This is a genomic window from Niabella beijingensis, from assembly GCF_020034665.1.
Classification (GTDB): domain Bacteria; phylum Bacteroidota; class Bacteroidia; order Chitinophagales; family Chitinophagaceae; genus Niabella; species Niabella beijingensis.
This window is the reverse complement of record NZ_JAIQDI010000001.1, coordinates 2,692,737-2,714,987: the sequence shown is the minus strand read 5'-3', so window position 1 is coordinate 2,714,987 and position 22,251 is coordinate 2,692,737. Positions and strand designations below refer to the sequence as shown.

Annotated in this window: 18 protein-coding genes; 8 read left to right on the top strand and 10 right to left on the bottom strand. The window is 46.4% G+C overall.

The features are described 5' to 3' along the window. Nucleotides 1-272 precede the first annotated feature (272 nt). The 3 genes from K7B07_RS11325 (at nucleotide 273) to galE (ending at nucleotide 3,446) form a co-directional block, all read left to right on the top strand. Complete coding sequence (locus K7B07_RS11325; RefSeq protein WP_223709695.1) at nucleotides 273-920, top strand: DUF47 domain-containing protein; 648 nt, start codon at nucleotides 273-275, stop codon at nucleotides 918-920. A gap of 84 nt (nucleotides 921-1,004) precedes the next feature. Next, nucleotides 1,005-2,237: an inorganic phosphate transporter gene (locus K7B07_RS11320; protein WP_223709693.1), complete on the top strand. Its 1,233-nt coding sequence runs from the start codon at nucleotides 1,005-1,007 to the stop codon at nucleotides 2,235-2,237. A gap of 177 nt (nucleotides 2,238-2,414) precedes the next feature. Further along, nucleotides 2,415-3,446, top strand: a complete 1,032-nt coding sequence (gene galE, locus K7B07_RS11315; RefSeq protein WP_223709691.1) for a UDP-glucose 4-epimerase GalE — start codon at nucleotides 2,415-2,417, stop codon at nucleotides 3,444-3,446. A gap of 336 nt (nucleotides 3,447-3,782) precedes the next feature. Here the strand turns inward: galE and K7B07_RS11310 are convergent, their stop codons facing one another. From K7B07_RS11310 to K7B07_RS11290, 5 genes are all read right to left on the bottom strand, one after another. Beyond that, nucleotides 3,783-4,361: a hypothetical protein gene (locus K7B07_RS11310; RefSeq protein WP_223709690.1), complete on the bottom strand. Its 579-nt coding sequence runs from the start codon at nucleotides 4,359-4,361 to the stop codon at nucleotides 3,783-3,785. 13 nt (nucleotides 4,362-4,374) lie between these two features. Further along, nucleotides 4,375-5,463 carry a mandelate racemase/muconate lactonizing enzyme family protein gene (locus K7B07_RS11305; protein WP_223709688.1) on the bottom strand — a complete coding sequence of 363 codons (1,089 nt, stop codon included), beginning with the start codon at nucleotides 5,461-5,463 and terminating at the stop codon, nucleotides 4,375-4,377. A gap of 85 nt (nucleotides 5,464-5,548) precedes the next feature. Then, on the bottom strand, nucleotides 5,549-6,205 hold the full coding sequence (locus K7B07_RS11300; protein ID WP_223709687.1) for a hypothetical protein: 657 nt from the start codon (nucleotides 6,203-6,205) through the stop codon (nucleotides 5,549-5,551). 271 nt (nucleotides 6,206-6,476) lie between these two features. Then, nucleotides 6,477-8,639, bottom strand: coding sequence for a S46 family peptidase (locus tag K7B07_RS11295; protein ID WP_223709685.1), 2,163 nt, complete (start codon nucleotides 8,637-8,639; stop codon nucleotides 6,477-6,479). Nucleotides 8,640-9,711: 1,072 nt separating this feature from the next. Next, nucleotides 9,712-10,680, bottom strand: a complete 969-nt coding sequence (locus K7B07_RS11290) for a 2-hydroxyacid dehydrogenase (RefSeq protein WP_223709683.1) — start codon at nucleotides 10,678-10,680, stop codon at nucleotides 9,712-9,714. A gap of 44 nt (nucleotides 10,681-10,724) precedes the next feature. Between K7B07_RS11290 and K7B07_RS11285 the strand changes: the two genes are divergently transcribed. Genes K7B07_RS11285 through K7B07_RS11275 form a run of 3 tightly spaced genes read left to right on the top strand, consistent with a single transcriptional unit; the run spans nucleotide 10,725 to nucleotide 13,432 of the window. After that, on the top strand, nucleotides 10,725-10,940 hold the full coding sequence (locus K7B07_RS11285; RefSeq protein ID WP_223709681.1) for a hypothetical protein: 216 nt from the start codon (nucleotides 10,725-10,727) through the stop codon (nucleotides 10,938-10,940). Beyond that, complete coding sequence (locus K7B07_RS11280) at nucleotides 10,930-11,262, top strand: PadR family transcriptional regulator (protein ID WP_223709679.1); 333 nt, start codon at nucleotides 10,930-10,932, stop codon at nucleotides 11,260-11,262. Before K7B07_RS11285 ends, K7B07_RS11280 begins: the two co-directional genes overlap by 11 nt. Nucleotides 11,263-11,278: 16 nt before the next feature. Further along, nucleotides 11,279-13,432: a PspC domain-containing protein gene (locus tag K7B07_RS11275; protein WP_223709678.1), complete on the top strand. Its 2,154-nt coding sequence runs from the start codon at nucleotides 11,279-11,281 to the stop codon at nucleotides 13,430-13,432. Nucleotides 13,433-13,582: 150 nt separating this feature from the next. Here K7B07_RS11275 and K7B07_RS11270 read toward each other — a convergent pair whose 3' ends face one another. Both K7B07_RS11270 and K7B07_RS11265 read right to left on the bottom strand, forming a co-directional pair. Beyond that, nucleotides 13,583-14,041, bottom strand: a complete 459-nt coding sequence (locus K7B07_RS11270) for a hypothetical protein (protein ID WP_223709676.1) — start codon at nucleotides 14,039-14,041, stop codon at nucleotides 13,583-13,585. Then, nucleotides 14,038-14,583, bottom strand: a complete 546-nt coding sequence (locus K7B07_RS11265) for an RNA polymerase sigma factor (protein ID WP_223709674.1) — start codon at nucleotides 14,581-14,583, stop codon at nucleotides 14,038-14,040. Before K7B07_RS11265 ends, K7B07_RS11270 begins: the two co-directional genes overlap by 4 nt. Nucleotides 14,584-14,774: 191 nt before the next feature. On the opposite strand from K7B07_RS11265, the gene K7B07_RS11260 reads away from it, so the two are divergent. Both K7B07_RS11260 and K7B07_RS11255 read left to right on the top strand, forming a co-directional pair. Continuing rightward, entirely contained in the window at nucleotides 14,775-15,110 is a 336-nt protein-coding gene (locus K7B07_RS11260; protein ID WP_223709673.1) for a hypothetical protein, read from the top strand. Nucleotides 15,111-15,344: 234 nt separating this feature from the next. Then, nucleotides 15,345-17,777, top strand: coding sequence for an outer membrane beta-barrel protein (locus K7B07_RS11255; RefSeq protein ID WP_223709671.1), 2,433 nt, complete (start codon nucleotides 15,345-15,347; stop codon nucleotides 17,775-17,777). A 111-nt stretch (nucleotides 17,778-17,888) separates the two neighbouring features. Here the strand turns inward: K7B07_RS11255 and K7B07_RS11250 are convergent, their stop codons facing one another. The 3 genes from K7B07_RS11250 to K7B07_RS11240 all read right to left on the bottom strand — a co-directional run bounded on the left by K7B07_RS11250 (nucleotide 17,889) and on the right by K7B07_RS11240 (nucleotide 22,158). Further along, the gene (locus tag K7B07_RS11250; RefSeq protein ID WP_223709669.1) at nucleotides 17,889-19,616 is read right to left on the bottom strand and encodes a TlpA family protein disulfide reductase; all 1,728 of its coding nucleotides are present in this window, start codon (nucleotides 19,614-19,616) and stop codon (nucleotides 17,889-17,891) included. Between the two features lie 62 nt (nucleotides 19,617-19,678). Continuing rightward, nucleotides 19,679-20,437 (bottom strand): LytR/AlgR family response regulator transcription factor, encoded by a 759-nt coding sequence (locus tag K7B07_RS11245; RefSeq protein WP_223709667.1) that lies wholly within the window; start codon nucleotides 20,435-20,437, stop codon nucleotides 19,679-19,681. Then, nucleotides 20,434-22,158 carry a sensor histidine kinase gene (locus K7B07_RS11240; RefSeq protein WP_223709665.1) on the bottom strand — a complete coding sequence of 575 codons (1,725 nt, stop codon included), beginning with the start codon at nucleotides 22,156-22,158 and terminating at the stop codon, nucleotides 20,434-20,436. The genes K7B07_RS11245 and K7B07_RS11240 overlap by 4 nt, the downstream gene beginning before the upstream one ends. Nucleotides 22,159-22,251: the final 93 nt, after the last annotated feature.

The window sequence follows — 22,251 nt, the reverse complement described above, 5'->3', positions numbered from 1 at the left end:
AATATTTGCTGCAAAAGTCAAACGGCAGTGTTACCTCACTGTTACCCGTATGTTACCAAATCATCACTCCAAGGTTGCCTTAATGTTAACAGCGCTTGTAGCAGCACAGTTTTTGTTGAAAAATCAGCAGAAATGTTTAAAAACGGGGGATCTTTTAGTCAAAAAACGGAACGAAACCCTATTTCCTATATTAAGGAATTATTAATTCCTGTAATTTTATAATGATACTTCAACGAAGGGGATAATTTTGCCACCAATTTTAAAAACTTATCATGGGACTAAACTCTTTTCTCAAAATTTTCACCCCCAGCAATACCGTTTTTTTTGAATTGTTTGAAAAGATAGCCGCCAACGTGGCTTCTATGGGGAAACTTTTAAAGCAGATGGTCAATGAAACCGATGTAGACAAACGGAACTCCCTTGCCCAGTCCATAATAGATATGGAACATGGCAATGATGAACTCACCCACAATGTTTTTACAGAACTGGGCAGAAACTTTATCACTCCCTTCGACCGGGAAGATATCCACTACCTCGCCACCTCCCTGGATGATATTGCCGATTATATATATGCCACCGCAAAAAAGATCACTACCTACCGTGTAAACCCGAATGAAACAGGGATACAAAAAATGGCGGAGCTGATCGTACAGGCGGCCGAGCAGGTACAGGCGGCTGTTATGGAGCTGCGTGATATGAAAAAAGTACGCAATATTACCGAGGCCCTTGTAAAAATAAACAGCATCGAAAACCAGGCCGATGATGTCTTTGATCTGAGTATCGAATATTTATTTGATACAGAAGCCGACGCAAAAGAGGTAATTAAGAAAAGAGAAGTATACCAGGCAATGGAAGTGGTTACCGATAAATGCGAAGATGTCGGTAATGTGATCGAATCCATTATTATTAAATATGCCTAAAGGCTGTTTACGGGTTTTGGCTACCGGTACCGTTTATTTATGGAAAGCGCCCGTTAGCCTATTATCAAATTAGCACATTTAATTATGTTTACATATCTAGTTGTTATCATCGGCCTGGCACTCATATTTGACTATATCAACGGATTTCATGATGCAGCCAACTCTATTGCTACTGTTGTTTCCACAAAAGTGCTGACCCCCTTTCAGGCGGTTATATGGGCCGCACTGTTCAACTTTGTAGCCTATTTTATCTTTAAGGACCACGGTGTGGCCAATACCATCGCTAAAACGGTAAAAGAAAACTTTATCGATCTTAATGTGATCTTCGCGGGGCTTATTGCTGCTATTATCTGGAACCTTTTTACCTGGTGGAGGGGTATTCCGTCCTCTTCTTCCCACACGCTTATCGGAGGCTTTGCGGGGGCCGGTATCTCCCACGCCATCGGAATGGGAACGGGCAACCCGTTTACCGCTGTAAACTCCAGCGTGATCCTTACCATTGCCGCGTTTATCTTCCTGGCGCCCATTATCGGTATGATCATGGCATTCCTTTTCTCCATCTGGTTCATCAACTCCTTTAAAAAAGGATGGAGGGTCAAGCTCTTTTCATTCTTTGTAATTGCTGCGGTGTTCGTATTCCTCAGCTTTGTGCTGGAAACCGATCCTGCCCAGCTCAAATCCCATTATGAATCGTATTTTCTGAAGCTGATCTTTTACTCCCATAACTTCAAATACATATTATTAGGACTGATCCTGATCATTATGGCCGTTTTTTCCCTGTTTTTGAGCGGCCTCAATGCACACCGTGCCAATATATGGTTTAAACGGCTGCAGCTGGTTTCATCCGCCATCTTCAGCATCGGACATGGTGGTAATGATGCTCAAAAGGTAATGGGCATCATCATGGCGGCACTGGTAGCTTATGACCCCAATTCGTATAACCTGAACCATATGGTCATCTGGGTGCCGCTGGCCTGCTATACTGCCATTGCCCTGGGTACCATGAGCGGGGGCTGGAAAATTGTAAAAACCATGGGTACCAAGATCACCAAAGTGACCCCCTTTGAGGGCGTGGCTGCGGAAACCGCCGGAGCACTTACCCTGTTTGCAACAGAGGCCATGAAGATACCGGTGAGCACTACCCATACCATCACCGGTTCCATTATGGGGGTGGGCGCCACCAAGCGCTTATCGGCCGTACGCTGGGGCGTAACCATCAACCTTGTCTGGGCCTGGATCCTTACCATCCCGGTAAGCGCGGTACTGGCCAGCGTTGTTTATTTTATCATGAAACTGATCGTACCGGGTATACAGTAATCGTCCGGTACCAGCAATATAAATAAAAAAGTGTCCGAGAACCGGATACTTTTTTATTTTAGCCCATTGCTTTTTTTGTAGGGAACTGAAAATTGAGAATCGAGATTTGAGATCACAGGGTCGCAGAACAATAACCTAACGAAAAAATCCGCACCTTTGTAACTCAATAAAAATTATATGAGTAAGATTCTGGTGACTGGTGGTAGCGGCTATATCGGATCGCATACCATTGTTGATTTAATTGAAAACGGGTACGAGGTGATCTCTGTGGATAACAACAGCCGATCCCAGCCTTTTATCCTGGAAAACGTTGAAAAAATTACCGGCAAAAGTGTAAAGAACTATAAGGTGGATCTTTGCAACTTTGATGACACCCATGCTATTTTTGAAGAAAATCCTGATATCACCGGTATCATCCATTTTGCCGCTTATAAGGCCGTGGGAGAATCCGTGGAACAGCCGCTGGTTTATTATGAGAACAACCTCAACTCTCTGATCAATATTTTAAAATGCGCCCGTGACTTTGACACGCCGTATTTTGTCTTTTCTTCTTCCTGTACGGTATACGGCAACCCGGACAGCATACCGGTGGTGGAAACCACGCCTACCAAACCGGCAGAATCGCCTTACGGAGCTACCAAACAAATGGGCGAACAGATCCTCACGGACTTTGCAAAAGTGTTTGATACCAATGTGATCGCCCTGCGGTATTTTAATCCGGTTGGCGCGCACCCTTCCATCCAGATCGGTGAACTGCCGGTTGGCCGCCCGCAGAACCTGGTACCGGCCATCACCCAGACAGCTATCGGCAAGCTATCAAAAATGACCGTATATGGTACGGATTACGATACGCGCGATGGCTCCTGTGTGCGTGATTTCATTCATGTAAGCGACATTGCGCATGCCCACACGCTGGCTATTAAATACCTGGAAGAGGTAAAAAATAAAAGCAATTACGAGATCTTCAACCTGGGAACGGGGAACGGGGTTACCGTGCTGGAAGCCATCCAATCCTTTGAAAAAGTAAGCGGCGTAAAGCTGAACTATGAGATCGGTCCCCGCCGGCCGGGTGATGTGATCGCCATTTATGCCAACAACGACCACGCCGTACAAAGCCTGGGCTGGGAGATTAAATACGGACTGGATGATATGATGCGTACCGCATGGGAATGGGAGCAAAAACTGGCGAAGGAAACCCAACCGCAATGATAAAATGAAGGCACACCAGGCCTGACAAAGGTGGACGGATGCCCCGGCAGGCGTTGGATGATAAGACAGCCTTCATCCGGCTGAAACGCCCGGCTGATCAGCAGTCCCCGTACAGTTTATCAAATACAGAGGCGCAGCGCGCTGCACCTTTATCCGCTTGTTATCGCCGTCACTTGTAATATCAGTGCTGCGCTGCAGCGTTCTAATGGATCCTGAAACAAGTTCAGGATAACCATAAGCGGGTTTGTCATCGCCTCATTGATTTTGTACGGTAAATTGTTTGTCGGGCATGACATTGCTTTTGAAACCGTTTCCTTATCTTAAAAAGAAAAAGCGTCAGTACTGTGCGATGTCATTGCCCCGGATCCGGATTTCCTTTGATTTTTTTATGTTTTCTTCGGTTTTGGTTGCTATATTGATCAGCTTTATGCTTTGCTGCTTTGCTGCCTTTAAATCCTGTACATTAATATTAAGTAAGAGCATTTCATCGATCAGATACCGGTCATAATCGCTGTTTATCAGGTTCCCGTTTACCGTAAAAACTGCGGGCACCCCGTTAAGATCCGTGTACTTTTTGGCCAGTTCTGCCAATGAAATAAGATGAAACGGGGCATCCGGTTTCATTTCTATATAAATGCCACCCTTGTATCTTTTACCGCCTGCCGTTATACTATCCTTTTCTACATGGATGCTTTTAATCATTTGCGGATCAATGGTACCCGGGAAGCCCTCGATATACCTGCCATTTACAAAATAAGCCGGCTGCGATTTGTCTTCGTTTGTTTTAAAAATATTGTAGATGACCGGTACTCCGTTTTTCATTATCCGATGTTGTGCGATCTGTCGATGATCCTGGGCCGCTGCCCATAAAACAGCAGTCAGCAGTACCGCAACCAGGAGTGCATAATTTTTCATGGCCCGTTTTCTTTTAAAGGTAGTTCATTTTTATAGTTGCCCCGATCCCCGGTATCTCCGGCACCTCAATAACACCTTTTTCCTTATAAAGTATGCCGCCCTCAACAGGGTCTTCGCTGAACATCAATGCCGTGTCAAAATCAAAATAAACAATATTCGGACTGCAGAGTGCCAGATGCGCAAAGGCCGTCATGGCCAGTCGCGACTCGAGGAAGGCGCCGATCTGTATTTCCATATTTGCCGCTTCCGCCAGCCGGATCATTTGCAGTGCGTTGTAAATACCTCCGCTTTTCCCCAGTTTTATATTGATCCGGTCGCAGGCACCCAGGGCTATCAGCCGTTTTACATCATGCTGGTCGCAGCAGCTTTCATCGGCCATCATGGTAACCGGACTTGCTTTTTTTATTTTTGGCAGCTCCATAAATTCCCAGCGGGGGACAGGCTCTTCACAATGCTGGATGTTAAAGGGTTCCAGGGCTTTCAGCGTTTCGATGGCCTCATCCACGGCCCAGCCCTGGTTGGCATCCACCCGCAATGGTATGGCATCCCCCACGGCCGCCCGTATCGCGCGGATGCGCTCCACATCAGCAGCACCGCCTTTCCCGATCTTTACTTTAATTACGGGGAATCCCTGTTCTTTTATCTTTAACGCGTCTGCCGCCATTTTTTCCGGTGTCCCCACGCTTACCGTATAGTCTGTGGTGATCTCCTTGTCTTTCTTCCCTCCCAGGAACCGGTACAGTGGCTGCTCCGCGTGCTTTGCCGCAATATCATACAGCGCCATATCAAACGCGCTTTTTATGCTCCGGTTACCGTAGATGATGCGGTCCATATCAGCAATCCGTTCCTCTATAGCCAATGGGTCTCTTCCCAGTAATGCTTTTTCAAAATAGTGTCCTATTACAAGACCCGTGTCAGCCGATTCTCCGTTGATGCTCATAAACGGACTGCACTCTCCCCAGCCGGTGATGCCGGCATTGGTTTCCATACAGACCACCACGCTTTCTGCGTTATACAGCGGTCCCAGGGAAATGATAAAGGGTTCCTTTAAGGGAATGAATAATTTATATAAATGAATTTTTGAAATTGTCAGTTCCTGCATTTCCTAAAAATACAATTGTTAGTGCTTATAAAAAAACAGTTCCCCCGAGATACCCGCTGGTGTTATATTCCAGGTTCTCCAACAATTAGTCCGCCAGGATCTTTGAAGTATAGTTAACAATAAAATCTCTCAGAAAACCGTCAATAAATTCATCGGTATATTTCTTTTCTTTTTTCATCTGTTCTTTCAGCTTTTTGTATTCTTCCGTTTGCCGGAATGCATTAAACTGCCGTTGCCGGAATTTTTCATACTCCTTATGATCAAAGTTCTTTTCTTTCTTCAGATCACCCTGGTTCATCTCCAAAAGGATGTATTTTTCATACGTGGAGCCATAGCCCATGTGAACATAATTCATCAGTTTGCCATGGGGTATCACCAGCAGACCTGTCAGCCACGTTATTTTTATTTTTGACTGGCCGGGAAAAACCTCATTCAAAACACTTTTCCATTTTGTAGCAAATCGTTGCTTATTTGTGGTATCGGATAACTCTATTTCTATATCCTTCAGGAAAAGCTGGTTGTCGACCACCTCAAATGTTGCAACATAGCCCCGCCAAAGAGCCGTTGATATGATCCCGCCTTGGGGCCTTTTATCCGGATGCTTGCTGAAATAGTCTTCCAGCGGGTTGCTGTGCAGCGCATATTCTTTTTCCTTATAGAGGATCTTATCGGGATATTGTGCTGTTGCAAACAGGTTCAGGGAAATGAACAATGCGGGCAGAAAGAGAATTATTGCTTTCATTTTTACAGTTATTGAGCCCTAAACCGGCTTTGGTATTCTTTAGCTTTTAATCAGTCTTGTTTTTTCAAACAGGTTGTACAGCTAATTTAAGATGTTCCGGGCAAATAATAAAGCAGATTTTGAAAGCGCGCCTTTAAAACAATGTGAAAGTTTCAAAAGGACAGGTACTTTCCAAGACAGGGTTCCGGTTGTATGTTTACTCCAAAAGAGATATGGCCCCGGTTGAACCGGGGCCATATTCAGACCAATAAGACTTTAAAACCTTATTCGTCTATTTAACCAGTTTCAGTTCATTGATGATATTAGTGGCACCGCCCAGTTTGTCGATACACCACAATACATAGCGGATATCCACATTTATGGTCCGGTTCAGGTCCTTATCAAAGGCCAGCTTGTGGCTCAGGGCCTCATAGTTGCCGTCAAATGCCAGTCCCAGCAGCTCTCCGTTACCATTGATCACCGGTGAGCCGGAGTTTCCGCCGGTTATATCATTGGAGGTGATAAAGCCGATCACCAGGTCCTTACGTACGGGGTCGGCATACTGGCCAAAATCCTTTTTCTTTAATAATTCGATTTGTTTAGCCGGCAGATCATACTCGTAATCGCCCGGTTTGTATTTTTCCAGGATCCCTTTTGATGTGGTTACATAATCATAGGATACCGCATCCCTGGGTTTATAGGCTTTTACCTGCCCGTAGCTCACGCGCATAGTAAAGGTAGCATCGGGATACATCATTTTTGCCTTTGCGGGATCCATGGCCATTACTCCTTTCAGGTATAACCGGCCATAATCATTGTTTTTTGCCGTAAACTCCTGGTATTTTGGTCCTACACCATTTTGATAACTGCGGATAAACGCACTGGCCTGTGCAAATGCCGGATCGGCCCCCAGCACCGTTGTATCCGGGTTTTCGATAAAGGACTTCCATTTGGCGTCATTGAACACCAGGGAATTGGCAAACACATCTGCCGCATATTTTTTATAGGTGGCCGCTTCCGACAGGCTGCCGTATTTCGATTGAAGCTCGTTGTAAAATGCCTCCGGCTGCTGGCTTTTGTCCACATTCTCATAGAACAACTGTGTAACGGTGGCCAGGATGTTCTGATCGGAGGGGGTGTCCTCCTCTTTCAGGAATTCGTCCCGCTCTTCCGAAATCCCGGCAGCAATTTTTGCCACTTCTTCTTTAGTGGCGCCGGTCACCAATGCATTCCGCAGGGGGGTAAGCGAAGCGGCAAAGCCGATAAGCGGGGAGCCCAGGATGCCTTCGTTCAGGTATACCCTGGCTTTGGCAAAGGGTTTCCAGTCCTCATAGGCCTTTGCCCAGTCTGAAAAGATGTTCTCATATTCCGGTTTGCCTTTTGCCCAGGCATTGAATTTATCTTCGGCGGTCTTCTTCTGGCCATACACATCATATTTCAGCAACTGTTTGGTCTCTCCGTCAAAGAATTTCCAGTAGTTGGCAATACCGGCATAACTGGAGGCGAGCTTTAATTTGATCGCCGGATCTTTTTTCATTTGCTCAAACATATATTTTAACCGTACATCCCTCAATGCCACCAGGGTGGGATTGTTCACCTCTGTTGCCAGTTTGATGCCATAGGAGGATTCATAGCGGTTGGTTCCACCGGGATAACCCCAGATCATGGCAAAATCACCTTCCTTCACACCTTTCAGGGAAACAGGCAGGAACCATTTTGGTTTCAGCGGCACATTGGCAGGGTCATAGGCGGCCGGCTTGTTTTGCTTATTGGCATAAACGCGGAAGATGGAGAAATCGCCGGTATGACGCGGCCACTCCCAGTTATCGGTATCACCCCCGAATTTTCCAACCGCTTCCGGAGGTGCGCCTACCAGGCGGATATCGCTGAAGCGCTCATACACAAAGGCCAGGAACTGATTGCCTTTGAACAAAGGGCTTACACGGGTTTCGATACTATTGGCCGGATCGCTCATCCGCCCGTTGATTGCAGCCAGCACTTCCGCCTGTTTCGCGGCCCGTTCTTTACCACTCAGTGTGCCCAGGGCTGCCGTTACTTCTTTGGTCACATCTTCGATCCTTAATAAAAACTGCACACTGAGGCTGGTTTTGATTTCTTCGCCTTTATTACGGGCATAAAAACCATCCCGCAGGAAGTTATGATCCACCGTACTGGCACCGGCGATCGCTTCGTAGCCACAATGGTGGTTGGTAAAGATCAATCCTTCCGGACTTACGATCTCTCCGGTACATCCGCCACCGAAAATAATAATGGCATCTTTCAGCGAGTTCTTATTAATGCTGTACAGCTGTTCCTTGCTCAGCTTCAGCCCTTTTTTCACCATATCGTTGTACACCTGCTGGCCCAGCAACTGCGGCAGCCACATCCCCTCATCTGCATAGGAACGGAATACTGCGGTCACCAATACCAGCAGCAACAGAAAACGTCTCTTCATTCGATCATTATTTTTTTAGTAAGAAAATAGAAATTGTTGTCTTCAAACAAGCGCCCAAACATACAACAAATGTTCGCAAGTTTTTATGTAGTGCTGCCACACAATGGCTTACAGGCTGCCTGCTTTAGATAGTTATTAAAAAAAAATGAATTTTATTAACAGAAATACCAGAAAACCACGGCGCATTTAAATAAACATGATGCGGGGCCTAATAAAAATTGGTTTTGGTAAAATGTATTCCGGAGGTTTGAACCATTCAGAAATTAAGGTTAGTAAGAATTGCCGAGCGCCACGGATTAACGACTCTTAACTCCTTAATGGTTTAAAAAGTGGTGCTGCCACACAACGGTTTATATCCTGTCTGCATTAGATGGTTATCAAAAAAAATGAATTTTATTAACAGAAATACCAGAAAACCACAGCGCATTTAAATAAACACGATGCGGGGCCTAATAAAAATTGGTTTTGGTAAAATGTATTCCGGGGGGCTGAACCATTCAGGAATTAAGGTTATTAAGACCTGCCGGGCGTCATGACTTAACGACTCTTAACTCTTAATGGTTTAAAAAGCGGTGCTACCACACAATGGTTTATACCCTGTCTGCTTTAGATGGTTATTAAAAAAAATGAATTTTATTAACGGAAATACCAGAAAACCACAGCGCATTTAAATAAACACGATGCGGGGCCTGATAAAAATTGGTTTTGGTAAAATGTATTCCGGAGGTTTAAACCATTCAGAAATTAAGGTTATTAAGAATTGCCGGGCGCCACGGCTTAACGGCTCTTAACTCTTAATGGTTTCAAAAGTGGTGCTGCCACACAATGGCTTACAGGCTGCCTGCTTTAGATAGTTATCAAAAAAAATGAATTTTATTAACAGAAATACCAGAAAACCACAGCGCATTTAAATAAACATGGTGCGGGGTCTAATAAAAATTGGTTTTGGTAAAATGTATTCCGGAGGTTTGAACCATTCAGGAATTAAGGTTATTAAGACCTGCCGGGCGTCATGGCTTAACGACTCTTAACTCCTTAATGGTTTAAAAAATGGTATCGCTCCTTAAAGCGGCTACTGATACACATCGGCATTTACTATCGTTGGCAGCCGCTCGCCTTCTAGTCCGGCGATCACATTCTTTGCCGCCATTATTGCCATAGCATCCCGTGTTTCTTTTGTGGCAGAGCCGATATGCGGCAGCACACAAACATTAGGCATCCGGAGCAGCGGGTTATCCGGTGCCATCGGCTCCGGGTTGGTCACATCCAGTCCGGCCCCCCATATGATCTTGTTCTCAAGGGCCTCCTTTAGTGCTGCTTCATTATGCAGTCCTCCCCTGGCTGTATTGATAAAGATCGACCCGGGTTTCATCTGGCTGAACGCCTCTTTATTGAACAGCTCTTTTGTTTCCGGGGAAAAATTGGCGTGTACCGAAAGCACATCGCTCTGGGCCAGTAATTCTTCCATAGAGACATAACGGGCCTTCAGCTCTGCCTCAGCCGTTTCGTTATGACTGCGGTTGTGATAGATGATATTCATGTCAAAAGCAGCCCGGCATTTTTTAGCCATCTCAAACCCGATCTTTCCCAGTCCGAAAACACCAAGCGTTTTTCCATATAATTCTGTTCCCAGGTCGGCCACCGGTTCAAACTCCTTCCATTTGCCGTCCAGTATTTTATGATAATTATAAAAAGCCTTCCGTGATACCGCCAGCATCAGCAGAAAAGCAGTGTCTGCCGTGGCGCGACTTAACACTCCGGGTGTATTTCCGACAGGAATACCCAAGCGGGTGGCCGCGGCAATATCAACAGTATCATATCCCACAGAAAACAGCGATACCACCTTTAAGTGGCGGCAGGCTTCCAGGAAAGCCGCATCTGCTTTTACAAAACCCGCACTCAGCAGAGCATCATATTGCTTTACCTGGGCGATCAGCTCCTGCTGCGACAGTGTTGTTGCAGCAATGGTATAAGAAATACCGGCCTCTTGTAAAAGGTCCAGACCGGCCTGTGGAATTTGTTTAGTGATGAATACCTTCATAGTCGATAGTGAAAAGTAAAAGATAAAAAAGAGAATGGCAACTAGTGAAAAACGAACTACCAATAAAGAAAAGCGGCTGTGCCATGCTTTTGATTACTGCAGTTTTCCCCGTATTACCATCAACAGCAACGAAACTAACGCTATTCACCGACATTTTATTTCCTTTTACCGGCAAAAATCCCCAAACAAGGTACTATGTATTGCCAAATACTAAATCTGACCAATATCTTTGTGAAACAATTGAGAAAAATGAATATTGATAATACACAGAGTCAGATGCGGAAGGGGATCCTGGAATTCTGCATTCTTTCTGTTATCAAAAGAGGCGAGGCTTACCCAAGCGATATTATTGAGGAGATGCGCGGTGCCGGTTTGCAGATACTGGAGGGAACCTTATATCCACTGCTTACCCGTTTAAAAAATGCTGAGATGCTTACTTACCGCTGGGAAGAAAGCAACAGCGGTCCGCCGCGCAAATACTTTTCCCTTACGCCAAAAGGGGAAGGCTTTTACAAGGAGCTGGAGCAGACCTGGAACGAATTATCAAATGCAGTAAATACCTTAAGTACAAGAACCCTATAACGACAAAACAACGATAATGAAACAGATCATCAACATACAATTAGGCGGCCGCAGTATTGCGATTGAGGATACCGCGGCTCAAAAGGTACAGCAGTACCTGGAAAGCCTGCGTCTTCATTTTTCAAAAGAACCGGGCAAGGAGGAGATCCTCTCAGATATTGAAGCCCGTTTCTCCGAGCTGATGTTTGAAAAGATCCGGAAGGGTGCCCCGCATATTACGGAAGCTGATGTAGATGAAATGATCGCCACAATGGGACGCCCGGAAGATTTTGCAGAAGAGGCCGGCGCACAGGAGCAGGACAGCGCCCAAAGCCGGTTTACAACAGGCAGCCGGAAGCTGTACAGGGATGCCAATAACAAGGTGCTGGGCGGGGTGTGCAGCGGGGTGGCCAACTGGATCAATATTGATCCTTCCATCGTCCGGGTGTTGTTTGCCATCATTGCTTTTGGAAGCTTCGGAACCGGCTTGCTGATCTATATCCTGTTGTGGATCTTCCTGCCCTCCAGGAACCTGGAAGGGTATAAAGGAAAACGGCTGTTCCGCAACCCCGATGATAAAAAGATCGGCGGAGTGGCCAGCGGCATTGCGGCTTATTTCGGAAAAGAGGCCAATACCATCCGGCTCATTTTTATATTGCCCTTCCTGCTGAGCATTATCAATGGTATTTTCAGTCATGATAATTTTGATCCGTTCCGCGGTGTATTCTTCGGGTCGCTGAGTGGTACCTTTCTCACAGCCTATATCATTTTATGGATCGTGCTGCCGGAAGCCATCAGCCCTTATGAAAAAATGGAAATGCATGGCCAGCCGGTGGACCTGAACTCCATTAAGAACAATGTTCAGAATTCGATGGGAGACGTTTCCAGCCGTTTAAAAAGCTGGGGCAAAGAAGTGCAGCAGTCTGCAGAACGCTTCGGCACCACCAGCAAAACTTATGGTCAGAATATGGGGCGGGAATTTGGTGCCGCCGCCGGCAGGGGAGCCCGTGGCCTGGGACATGGCATTGCTGTGGTGATCAAGGCCTTTTTCCTGATCGTTTTCGGCACCATCATCTTTTCCCTCTTTGTAGGGCTTATCGCCCTGCTGTTCAGCGGCTATGTGTTTGCTCCCTTCAATAATTTCCTGTGGACGAGCGACAACCAGCAGTTCCTGGCCTGGGCTACTGTACTGCTGTTTATCGGAGCCCCGATTGTGGGCGCAGTGATCTGGCTGTTCCGGATGATCCTGAATGTGACCACTCCCGGTAATTACCTGAGCTGGCTGTTTGGCGGCCTCTGGGCTTTTGGCTGGATCTTTCTCGTGTTGTTTGTAAGCAGCATTTCAAAGGATTTTAAAAGAAATCAAACCAGCGAAACGCCCGTTGCTATTACCCAGCCTAAAAACGATAAGCTGATCCTTACCGTTTCCCAGCCGGAACTGGAATTCAGCGGGGATTTCACCTGGATGCGCGATACGGACGGCGACCGTATTTCCGGTTTCAGTCTTACAAAAGATACCCTGAAATTGTCCGATATCTCCATCCAGTTTGATAAGAGCTCCGATTCACTTTATCATGTTGCCATCGAACGCCAGAGTTTTGGCAATACCGATGAGGACGCCCTGGCCCGTCTGAACAGGATTCACTATACGGTATACTCCACCGACAGCGTTCTGGACCTTGCAAGCGGTTTTTCTGTAGACAAGACCAGCAAATACCGGCTGCAGCGGGTGCAGGTGATCGTGCAGGTTCCGGTGGGTAAGAAGATACAGCTGGACCCTTCTGTGAATGAAAAGCTGAACACCATCGATATTGAAGTGGAATCGGGAAAAGGAGGCATACGCCGGGTACGGGAAAGAAGGAACTACCGCTTTTATTCGCCCAATACGGAATATACGATGACAACAGACGGTATCCTTAAAAGTGAAAACGGATCGTTGGAAAGTGTACCCGGACGGGCAGACACGGCTTACAGATGGCAGGAACCGGCAGGCAATGCCGATACGGCAGCAGCAACAGGTGCCTATCGTTATCCCTCATCCACCGGCGCTGCAACAGGAAAGGACTCGGACTCTTACCGCTACGAAGGCAGCGGCAATAAGCCGGTAAACCGTTCCAAAGAAGAATTGAACCGCCTGTTGCAGCAGAAAGAAAAAGAAATTGAAGAATTGAAGAAAAAAGTGAATCAATAAAGACAACCCGCCATTCATTTGAATAGCAAGAAGGCCTGGATAGCCTGAAAAGAGCGCTGCATCTCCATACCGGAGCAACAGCGCTCTTTATGTTTTTCCTCTTTCAGCCGGTGATGCGGAATCATGGTCTCCGTTTACTGGTTACTTTTCTTATCGCTGTTTTACAGTATGCTGCCCGGCGTTCCGGGAACTTTTTCGCACCAGCGTTCCATCAAAGTATTGAACCATAAAAAAACAGCAAAGAATAAATACCATTGCCCATTTCTGCTGCGCCAGAAAGCGGAGGACATCCCCGGCTGTGCTATTGTTAAAAACAACTGATGCAATATAAACTACAGCTATTGCCAGAAGTACTGCGGCCGGAAGCAAAAGATTCCATATAAACCGGACCCTGTAGTTTTTTTCCGTTCTTATTTTCCTGATCACATTAAAGGGAAAAGCATAGGAGGGGCCGGTAATGGGCGGCTCCGTTTCATTCAGCGCTTTAAACAGGGATTCATAAACAGGTACGTCCCTGTAGTACTCCGGACCTCCTCCTTCCGGGGGAGGTTCCGGTCTTCCTTTATCCAGCCAATCCTGTAATGTGTTTTCAAAATCGTTCTTTTTCATTCCAAGCATTTTTTAAGTTGCTCCTTTAAAATTTTACGTGCGCGGAAAAGGTAGTTTTTAACAGTACCCTCGGGCATCCCCGTTATTTTCCCGATTTCTTCGTACGACATTTCATGGAGGTGATATAATGTCAGTACTGTTTTATATGCAACCGGCATTTCTCCTATTAACTGATGAACATATCTGTTTATTTCCTTTTGTTCCGATAACCGGGCGGGGGTTTCCGTGGTAAAATACATTCCGTCCTGCATTCCGGCAGCACCTGATGTCGTATGCTTTTTGTGATCGCGTATATAATTCAGTGCCGTATGGTAGGTAATGCTGGCGACCCATGTGGACAATTTAGACTGGAAGGCGAATCTCTCCAGGCCGTTATAGATTTTGATAAAAACCTCCTGGGCAATATCTTCCGTATCATTTCCATGATCCACCAACCGGCTTATAATAGAAAAGACCAACCGTTCATATTGTTTTATCAGCAGTTCAAAGGCCCGCATATCGCCGTTACGTACCGACGAAACCGTTTCTCTTTCATCAAACATATCTGAAGCGCTGTAAGTAATGAACAAAAGTTGGAAGCATAAGATATGCCTTTTTATTCATAGCCATTTATTGTTTAAGGATGGGACACGAAACGTGTCGGAAATGTTGCAAAAAAAATCCTTGTCTTCCCGCAACCTTCTGATCTGTTTTGGTGACTACTGGTTATCTGATCGCATTTAAAGATAATAATATGGAAGGTATTCTCTCGTTCTTTATGATTGTGGCGGTTGTCGCCATTCTTGCCGGAGTGGGTATTGAGTTTATGAATTATTTACTAAAAAGGCGGCTGATCCGGTCGGGACAGCTGGACGAACCTTACCTGCGGCTCCTCACCAGAAAAAATAATCTTTTGTCCTCCCTGAAATGGGGCATCCTGCTGCTGTTTGGTGGTGCCGGGCTTATTGTGATCGGATCGCTTTCTCTCGATTGGGAAAGATCCGCTGTTCCCTGGGGAATAGAAACCGTTTTTATTGCAGCAGGGTTCCTGGTCTATTATCTTATTGCATCCCGCAACAAGACCGACTGATCTTCGTTCATCTCCTGTCTTTTGGTCCGGGACCTCAAACAGAAATGGAAGGGGTAACCGCAGCCAGACCGGAACGCTCCTTATCCCCTGATAAAAGTGATCGCCATCATGGTAGCAACTTCTTAAAAATTTTACCCCGCAATACAAGCCTTGACCTGTTAAAACCTGCCGTTCACCGCTTTCGGTTTCTTACTGCCGCTGCCGGCAAATAGGTTTGTTTAAAATACGTTCGTAATGACAACCAAAAAGTTTTTTACTCTTTTTTGGATGCTGGTTTTATGTCCATTGGTTCCGCGTGTGCTCTTCGCACAGTCGCCGGACACAGTACTGCTTAGAGGCCGCATCTCCGATTCACTACAGCAGCCGGTTGCCTGGGCTACCGTAAGCCTGGTAAAGGACACCCGGTTGCTCGTTGCAGCAGCATCCAACGCCCAGGGATCTTTTTTACTCAAAGCCCCCAAAGTTGCCGGCGCACAGCTGACCATAAGCTGTACAGCATGTCATCCATTTACAAAAGCCATTAACTGGGATACCGTTGCTGGTCAAACACTCGATTTGGGTGAGCTCAAATTACAGCAACAGGGAACAAGTTTGCAGAATATAACTGTAACAGCCGCCAAACCGCTGATCCGGCGCGAAGTGGACAAGCTCATTTACAACATAGAAGCGGATCCCGAAAGCAAATTCCGCAGCACACTGGAGATCATGAAAAAAGTCCCCTTTCTTTCTGTCGATGCCCAGGGAAATCTTCTGTTAAAAGGACAGCCGGGTTTCCGGATCCTTATAAACGGAAAACCCTCAGGTATGATGGATCATAATGCCATCGAGGTTTTAAAAGGATTGCCCGCTTCCACCATCCAAAGCATCGAAGTGTATACCACGCCTCCCTCTAAATATGATGCAGAAGGGCTCGCGGGCGTTATCAATATCATCACCACAAAAAAAGTAGGTGAGGGTTATAAAGGCACTGTTAACCTGAATGAGAGTTTCCCGACAGGAGGACCCGGTGCCGGTTTTTCTTTTACAGCCACACATAAAAAATTCGGGTTGGAGCTTTACGGTGGCGCCAATGCCACCCACAATCCTTCTGTGCAAACAGGCATCAGCCGCAATACCACCGGCAATCAGCCAACATCGCTGAACATTTCGGGCTCCAATAAAAACAATAACAACGGCAGGTATATCGGTTCACAGTTCAGTTACGAGATCGATTCGCTGCAGCTGTTTACCGCTCAACTCAACGCCAGCGGCTTTTATTCTAAAGGCCGTGTTGCAAGATTTTCGGTGTTGCAAAACGCGGGTACATTGTTGCAGCAGTTCCGCCAGCAAAATACTGCCCGGAACAAGAACAACGGCTTTGATGGTTCGCTGAACTATCAGCTGGGTTTTAAAAAAGACAAATCCAAACTGCTTACAGCATCTTACCGCTTCATGCAGTACCAGACAGAAAGCCGGTCTGAGAATGGATTTACCGATCTGATCGACTATGATATCCGCGATTTTAACCAGTTCAATAATACCTCCACACAGGAGCAGACTGGCCAGGCCGATTATATCCAGACCCTGAATAAGATAAAGCTTGAAGCGGGGGTGAAGGCGATTTTCAGACGGAATAAAAGCGATTTTCATACCCTGCAATACGATGGTTCACTGTTTATTGAAGACCCGGATCAGCAAAATGTGTTTGCCAATAACCAAACCGTTCTTTCCGCATATAATACCTATATGCTGGCATTGAAGCAATGGAGCTTTAAAGCAGGTGTGCGGCTGGAGCAAACCATTAACCAGATCGCATTTCAATCTACCCGAACCCAGGTGAACAATAGCTATTTCAACCTGGTGCCCGCAGTGGTCATCAATCACAGCAATGCCGATGGCAGTTATATCAACCTGGGATACAACCAGCGCCTCAAGCGGCCGGGTATCAACCGGCTGAATCCCTTTGTGAACCGCTCTAACCCGGACTTTGAAGAAAGCGGAAATCCGGATCTTAAAGCAACGCGGCTGCACAACTTTGACCTCGGCTATGGTTTCAATCGCAGGCAGTCCGTTAATGTGGGGCTTAGTTATGCTTTTGCGCATAATTTTGACCTGAAATCTTCCCGGTATGACCCCGATACCCGCATTACCTATATTACCTATTCCAACTCCGGTGATATAGCCGCGCTGCTATTCAACCTGAACCTCAACCTTGCTGTTACCAAAGCCCTGAAGACGGTCATCAACGGCAACCTCGCTCATTTCTGGATCGAATCGGATGCCGATGCGCAACCACAAAAGCTGAAACGTTTTATTTATTCCGCATCGCTGAATAATACCTACACTTTTAATAAAGGCTGGACGGCCACTGCCTCCGCGGATCTTGTCGGTAAAAACATCGCTCCGGCCCAGATCCAGGGTACGGTAAATGGTTTTATCGCCACCAGCTTTGGGCTGTCCAAAAATCTCTTGAACAATAAACTGGCCCTCTCCGCTTACATCAACAATCCGTTTACCCGCTTCCGTACCAGTCGCACCATAATAACAGGGTCCAACTTTATGCAGACCGACTTTTCCGATGAATATTTCCGCAAGGCAGGGCTCAGTCTCAACTACAAATTCGGGAAACTAAAACAGGACATCAAACGAAGCAAACGGGGCATCAATAACAATGATGTAGCCAATTAATCCGTATAAAATGAACCCGTTTTTTTTATTGTGCAGCACCCTGTAAGCCGCCGGAATCACAGCGTGACGGTCTGCTTTTCGACCAGGCGTTAGCATCGGATTCGATAACACTTATAACCCGGTTACATCTTTCAGTTTATCCCCGTCCAGCTGCTGCATGTAACTGATCCGGTCGGGATGGCTTTTGCCATTGATATCGATCACCACATAAGCAGGGAACCCGCCTCCGGCATTGAAGGCCGATTTCAGCTTGTTAACTACAATATCGTCCATATAAATATGGGTGCCGGGTATTTCAAGGCTCACCAGCCGGTCCTTCCACAATTTTTCGCTCGATGAGGCGCTGGTGCACAGGTACACATATTCAACCGGCAATTCCCTGTTGGCCGCGTGCAGTTTTTTGCTGTAGGGCATATCAGCGATACAGGGTCCGCACCAGGTAGCCCAGAAGTCAATGATGATCGCCTTATCTTTAAACCGGCTTTTCAGGTTGGCAATAAAATCTTCCGCATTACGGATGCTGTCCAGGCGATACAGGCTTGCCCCAAAGGGTAATGTGGCCAGCGGCCTGCCGATATACGCTTCACGGTCTTCCAGCCGGGAGGCTTTTGCCAGTACCGCATTTATATCTTGCTGTTTCTGTGTTGCTGCTGCCAGTTCTTCCCGGATAAGCGCCTTGCACCAGCCGGTTCTAACAGCATCCAGGATCTGAGGATAGGTGACGGCAAATTCATCTTTGCCCAATTCCAGCAAAAATATTTTTAAAATATCCGCCCTGACGGGGTCATTGTATTTTTCAATACGTGAAATGTAGTTATCAACGTTGATCCGGGTGATCTCGCTTCCAAACAGCTCCCGCATTCTTTTATTCAACGTCTTTACAACAACGGCATTCCTGCCGTCACCGGTATCCTGTTTTTTATAATACATCAACGAGTCCAGCAGCTGCTTTTTGACGGTATTGTAATTGGCCCGGTTCTTATACAACACTTCGATCATATCCGGCTCACCGGCGCTTTCTTTAAAAGCGTAATACCGGCTCAGCGACCGGTAAAAGAGCAGGCCGTCATTACTGGTAAAGTAGGGACGGTGGTGCCGGATCTTTTCAAGATACTTTTCCGGGATCGCTGTTCCCGAATACCCGGTGATGAGCCATTCATAAAATCCGGAAGCGGTTTCATTCCGCACGGCCCAACCGAATCGCGGATGCTTTTCTAAAAAAGAATTGTTCATTGCATCCAGCTTCCGGTATATGGAGTCCGCTGTTGTTTCATAGTGTGCGTTTAAACTGTCCAGGTGTTGCGTATTCCGGTTGGCATTTGCCTTTTTGATGGACAGATCTACTAATAAACTGTGCAGCTGATTACGTTCTTCCTGTTTAAAGATCACTTTTTCATTCATGACCCTGTTCAATTCCCCGTCTGTGCCGGTATAGGTGATGCCGTCAGCGATCATATACGCCTCTTTTCCCTTTAAGCGGGCGGCATCAATGGTAACAGTAAGATCCGTGTTTACATAAATGCCGGCATATAAATAATTTTTTACCGCCAGCCATATCTGCTGGAAGGGCAGGGGGTGTTCCAGCACAATAACCGCTTCCCCGTTACGGTTCAGTCTGGTATTTTGCGGTTTTTGAAAACCCGGATCAAACGTCACCAGCGTGTACGTTACATCCGCCTCCTTTTCCGGCGCGTTCAGGAGTTGTAGGTGCAAAACCGGTGGTTTCCGCTTACTGATATAGGTGGTGGTGGTCCGGTCCTCAAAGGATACCGGTCTGATCTCCTGGGTGATGGCCGGTACGGCAATCAACACATTCAATAACAGTAACAGTTGTTTCATTTATCTATTTTTTTGGTGATCCGTTGGGTGCAACATTCCTGTTCCGGTTGCTTCACCGGCAGCTATTTTTTTATTGTGATCAATACCGCCGCAACATGTTCTTTCTTACTTCTTGAAACGGGTATCCGGCTCTCATCTTCCAGTACCAGGAAACCTCCGTCTTCCTTTACCCAGCTTCGGATGTATGCCTTGTTAACCAGGTGCGACTGGTGACAGCGCACAAAACCATAATCCTTCAGCAGTTCCTCATATTCAAAAATGGGGTGTGATACGGTGATCTTTGTTGCATCATTTAAAAAGAAGAAGGTATAGGCATTGGATGATTCGCAGCGGATGATCTCTTTCGGATGTACAAACCGTGTTTCCTTTACAGTGGGCAGTGCCAGTTTATGTGCAGATCGTTCTTCCCGGTTCCGGATCAGTTGTAAAAGATTTTCCAGTTCGCGGTTCTGCATTTTTTCGGTGATGCGCCGCTCCGCTTTTTGTACAGCAGTTTTCAGTTCGCCGATATTCAGCGGCTTCAATAAATAGTCCACCGCAGAAAATTTAATGGCCTGGATGCCGTACTGATCAAAGGCCGTGATCAGGATGATCTCAAAAGAATGGACAGAAAGCTCCTGTAACATCTGGAACCCGTTCTTGCCCGGCATCTGGATGTCCAGGAAAACAAGGTCCGGTTTCAATCCTCTTATAAGAGCCGCCCCATCATCTGCATTTATCGCTAATCCGGCAACATACACCTGCGGACAATACCGGTGCAGCAGGCCTTCCAGGTTATCAATATTATTTTGTTCGTCGTCGATGATTACGGCCTGTATCATAATAGCCAGTTTTTAAAATATATTATTGCACTGGTTTCTTTTCCGTTTTTATCAAAAGCAAGCCCGATCCGCTGCCGGTGCAGGGTTTCATTCAGCAATGCGATCCGGTCTTTTGTGAGCTTCAGACCAAAACCCTGTGCCGCTTCTGTAGGATCAAATCCCTTTCCGTTATCCGTCACGGTTACAATCAGATCCTCTTCTTCTTTTCTGAATTCAATTTTCAGCAGCCCCCTTTCATGCAGGACCGCAATCCCGTGTTTGACCGCATTCTCTGCCAGGGGTTGCAGCAAAAGCGCCGGAACCTCCACCGCATTGAGATCAATTGCATCATCTGTATTGATTTCATAGGCAAACCCGAAACGCAGTTGTTCCAGGTTCAGGTACTTCCGCAGTATTGCTGTTTCGCGGGCAATACTGATCATTTCGCGGTCGCTTCCCTTTAATGACTCCCGCATAAGGGCACTGAACTCCGACAGGTACTGATGGGCTCCGGCCGGATCATTTTTTGTGATCAGCCCCTGTATCGAATTCAGTGCGTTGAATACGAAGTGGGGATTAAACTGTGACCGGATCGATTTTAACTCTGTAGAGATCTGCTGCTTTTGCAAAGCCGCCGTTCTGAGTTTTTTATGCTGAAGGCGGTTTATGTAAAGGATCATCAGAAACGCCAGCAGGAGCATGGCTGCAATACCGGTGAGTATTTTGAACCAAAGGGTCTGGTACCAGGCCGGAAGGATTATAAACGGGTAACGGGAAACGCTCTGCCGCTGTACGCTGTAGCGTGTTAAAAGATGGTATTGCCCCGGCGCCAGTTCCTTTAACCAGATAAAATTCAGATCAAAGTCATTTGCTTTCCATCCAGTGCTGTCCGTTCCTTTTATGAGGTTATATTCGACGATCTCCTTTGATCTTACCTTATCTGCCAGATAGAAAATAAGGCTGTTCTCATTATTCTGGAACGTATCTTTCCTGATCAGGAGCCGGTCCCTTTTCTCTTCCGCACCATCCTCAACATTGGTGCCCGGATCCATCTGCCATTGAATTTTAAACGCGGTCAAAAACGCATTCATGTTTTGCTGGGTAAAAACACCCACCACTTCGGGTGCACGTTTCAGCCAGTAAGCCCCCAGGGTTACCAATACCTTTGTATCATTCTTTTTTCTTACCTGGAATAATAAAAAGGTGCCCATACTTTCTTTAAACTGACCCAGGTACGCTACCTCTTTTACATGCGGCTCATCCGGGACCATCCAAACAAGGTCCGCCGCACAGAAGGTCGTGCATTGAGACCAGGGCACCAGCTCGGTCGTTTTGTCTTTTAAGATCCGGTATTCAAACTGGTGCGCATTTCCCTTGTTGATACCGCTTATCGTAACAATGACCCCTACCGAATCAAAGACCGGAATGGGATAGGCACCTGAATAACCCATAAAGGTCTCATAATGATCCGTGCTGTCCAGCCTGTTGGCTTTTAATTGCGGGACACGGGTCTGGGCAAACAAACCCTGCAATAAGATAGTTGTAGAATAATACCCGATGATCCGCAGATCCCTTCTCCCATCCTTTCTCGCACCGGCATCCCGGCTCCATGCATTCCGGAACTCGGTCCTTGCCTGCTGCCAGTTAAACGTATCCCTGAAATAAGGATGTCGCCGGTCTGTATCCTGCGCAGCCGCCGTTTTCAGCAACGTCAATAATAGAATAAAAAAATATCCTTTCATACCCTTAAAAATCGCTCTAACAAAACAACAGCATTTTTCATTGTTTTTCGAATCTCGTTTTGAAAACGGCAGCAGCAGATTTGAATAGAGCAG

Coding starts and splice junctions, on each gene's coding strand:
- K7B07_RS11290 (WP_223709683.1), bottom strand. CDS start 10,680: ATGAAGGTATTCATCACTAAACAAATTCCACAGGCCGGTCTGGACCTT.
- K7B07_RS11265 (WP_223709674.1), bottom strand. CDS start 14,583: ATGTTTGATGAAAGAGAAACGGTTTCGTCGGTACGTAACGGCGATATG.
- K7B07_RS11280 (WP_223709679.1), top strand. CDS start 10,930: ATGAATATTGATAATACACAGAGTCAGATGCGGAAGGGGATCCTGGAA.
- K7B07_RS11295 (WP_223709685.1), bottom strand. CDS start 8,639: ATGAAGAGACGTTTTCTGTTGCTGCTGGTATTGGTGACCGCAGTATTC.
- K7B07_RS11245 (WP_223709667.1), bottom strand. CDS start 20,437: ATGATACAGGCCGTAATCATCGACGACGAACAAAATAATATTGATAAC.
- K7B07_RS11250 (WP_223709669.1), bottom strand. CDS start 19,616: ATGAAACAACTGTTACTGTTATTGAATGTGTTGATTGCCGTACCGGCC.
- K7B07_RS11320 (WP_223709693.1), top strand. CDS start 1,005: ATGTTTACATATCTAGTTGTTATCATCGGCCTGGCACTCATATTTGAC.
- K7B07_RS11325 (WP_223709695.1), top strand. CDS start 273: ATGGGACTAAACTCTTTTCTCAAAATTTTCACCCCCAGCAATACCGTT.
- K7B07_RS11275 (WP_223709678.1), top strand. CDS start 11,279: ATGAAACAGATCATCAACATACAATTAGGCGGCCGCAGTATTGCGATT.
- K7B07_RS11260 (WP_223709673.1), top strand. CDS start 14,775: ATGGAAGGTATTCTCTCGTTCTTTATGATTGTGGCGGTTGTCGCCATT.
- K7B07_RS11310 (WP_223709690.1), bottom strand. CDS start 4,361: ATGAAAAATTATGCACTCCTGGTTGCGGTACTGCTGACTGCTGTTTTA.
- K7B07_RS11240 (WP_223709665.1), bottom strand. CDS start 22,158: ATGAAAGGATATTTTTTTATTCTATTATTGACGTTGCTGAAAACGGCG.
- galE (WP_223709691.1), top strand. CDS start 2,415: ATGAGTAAGATTCTGGTGACTGGTGGTAGCGGCTATATCGGATCGCAT.
- K7B07_RS11270 (WP_223709676.1), bottom strand. CDS start 14,041: ATGAAAAAGAACGATTTTGAAAACACATTACAGGATTGGCTGGATAAA.
- K7B07_RS11255 (WP_223709671.1), top strand. CDS start 15,345: ATGACAACCAAAAAGTTTTTTACTCTTTTTTGGATGCTGGTTTTATGT.
- K7B07_RS11305 (WP_223709688.1), bottom strand. CDS start 5,463: ATGCAGGAACTGACAATTTCAAAAATTCATTTATATAAATTATTCATT.
- K7B07_RS11300 (WP_223709687.1), bottom strand. CDS start 6,205: ATGAAAGCAATAATTCTCTTTCTGCCCGCATTGTTCATTTCCCTGAAC.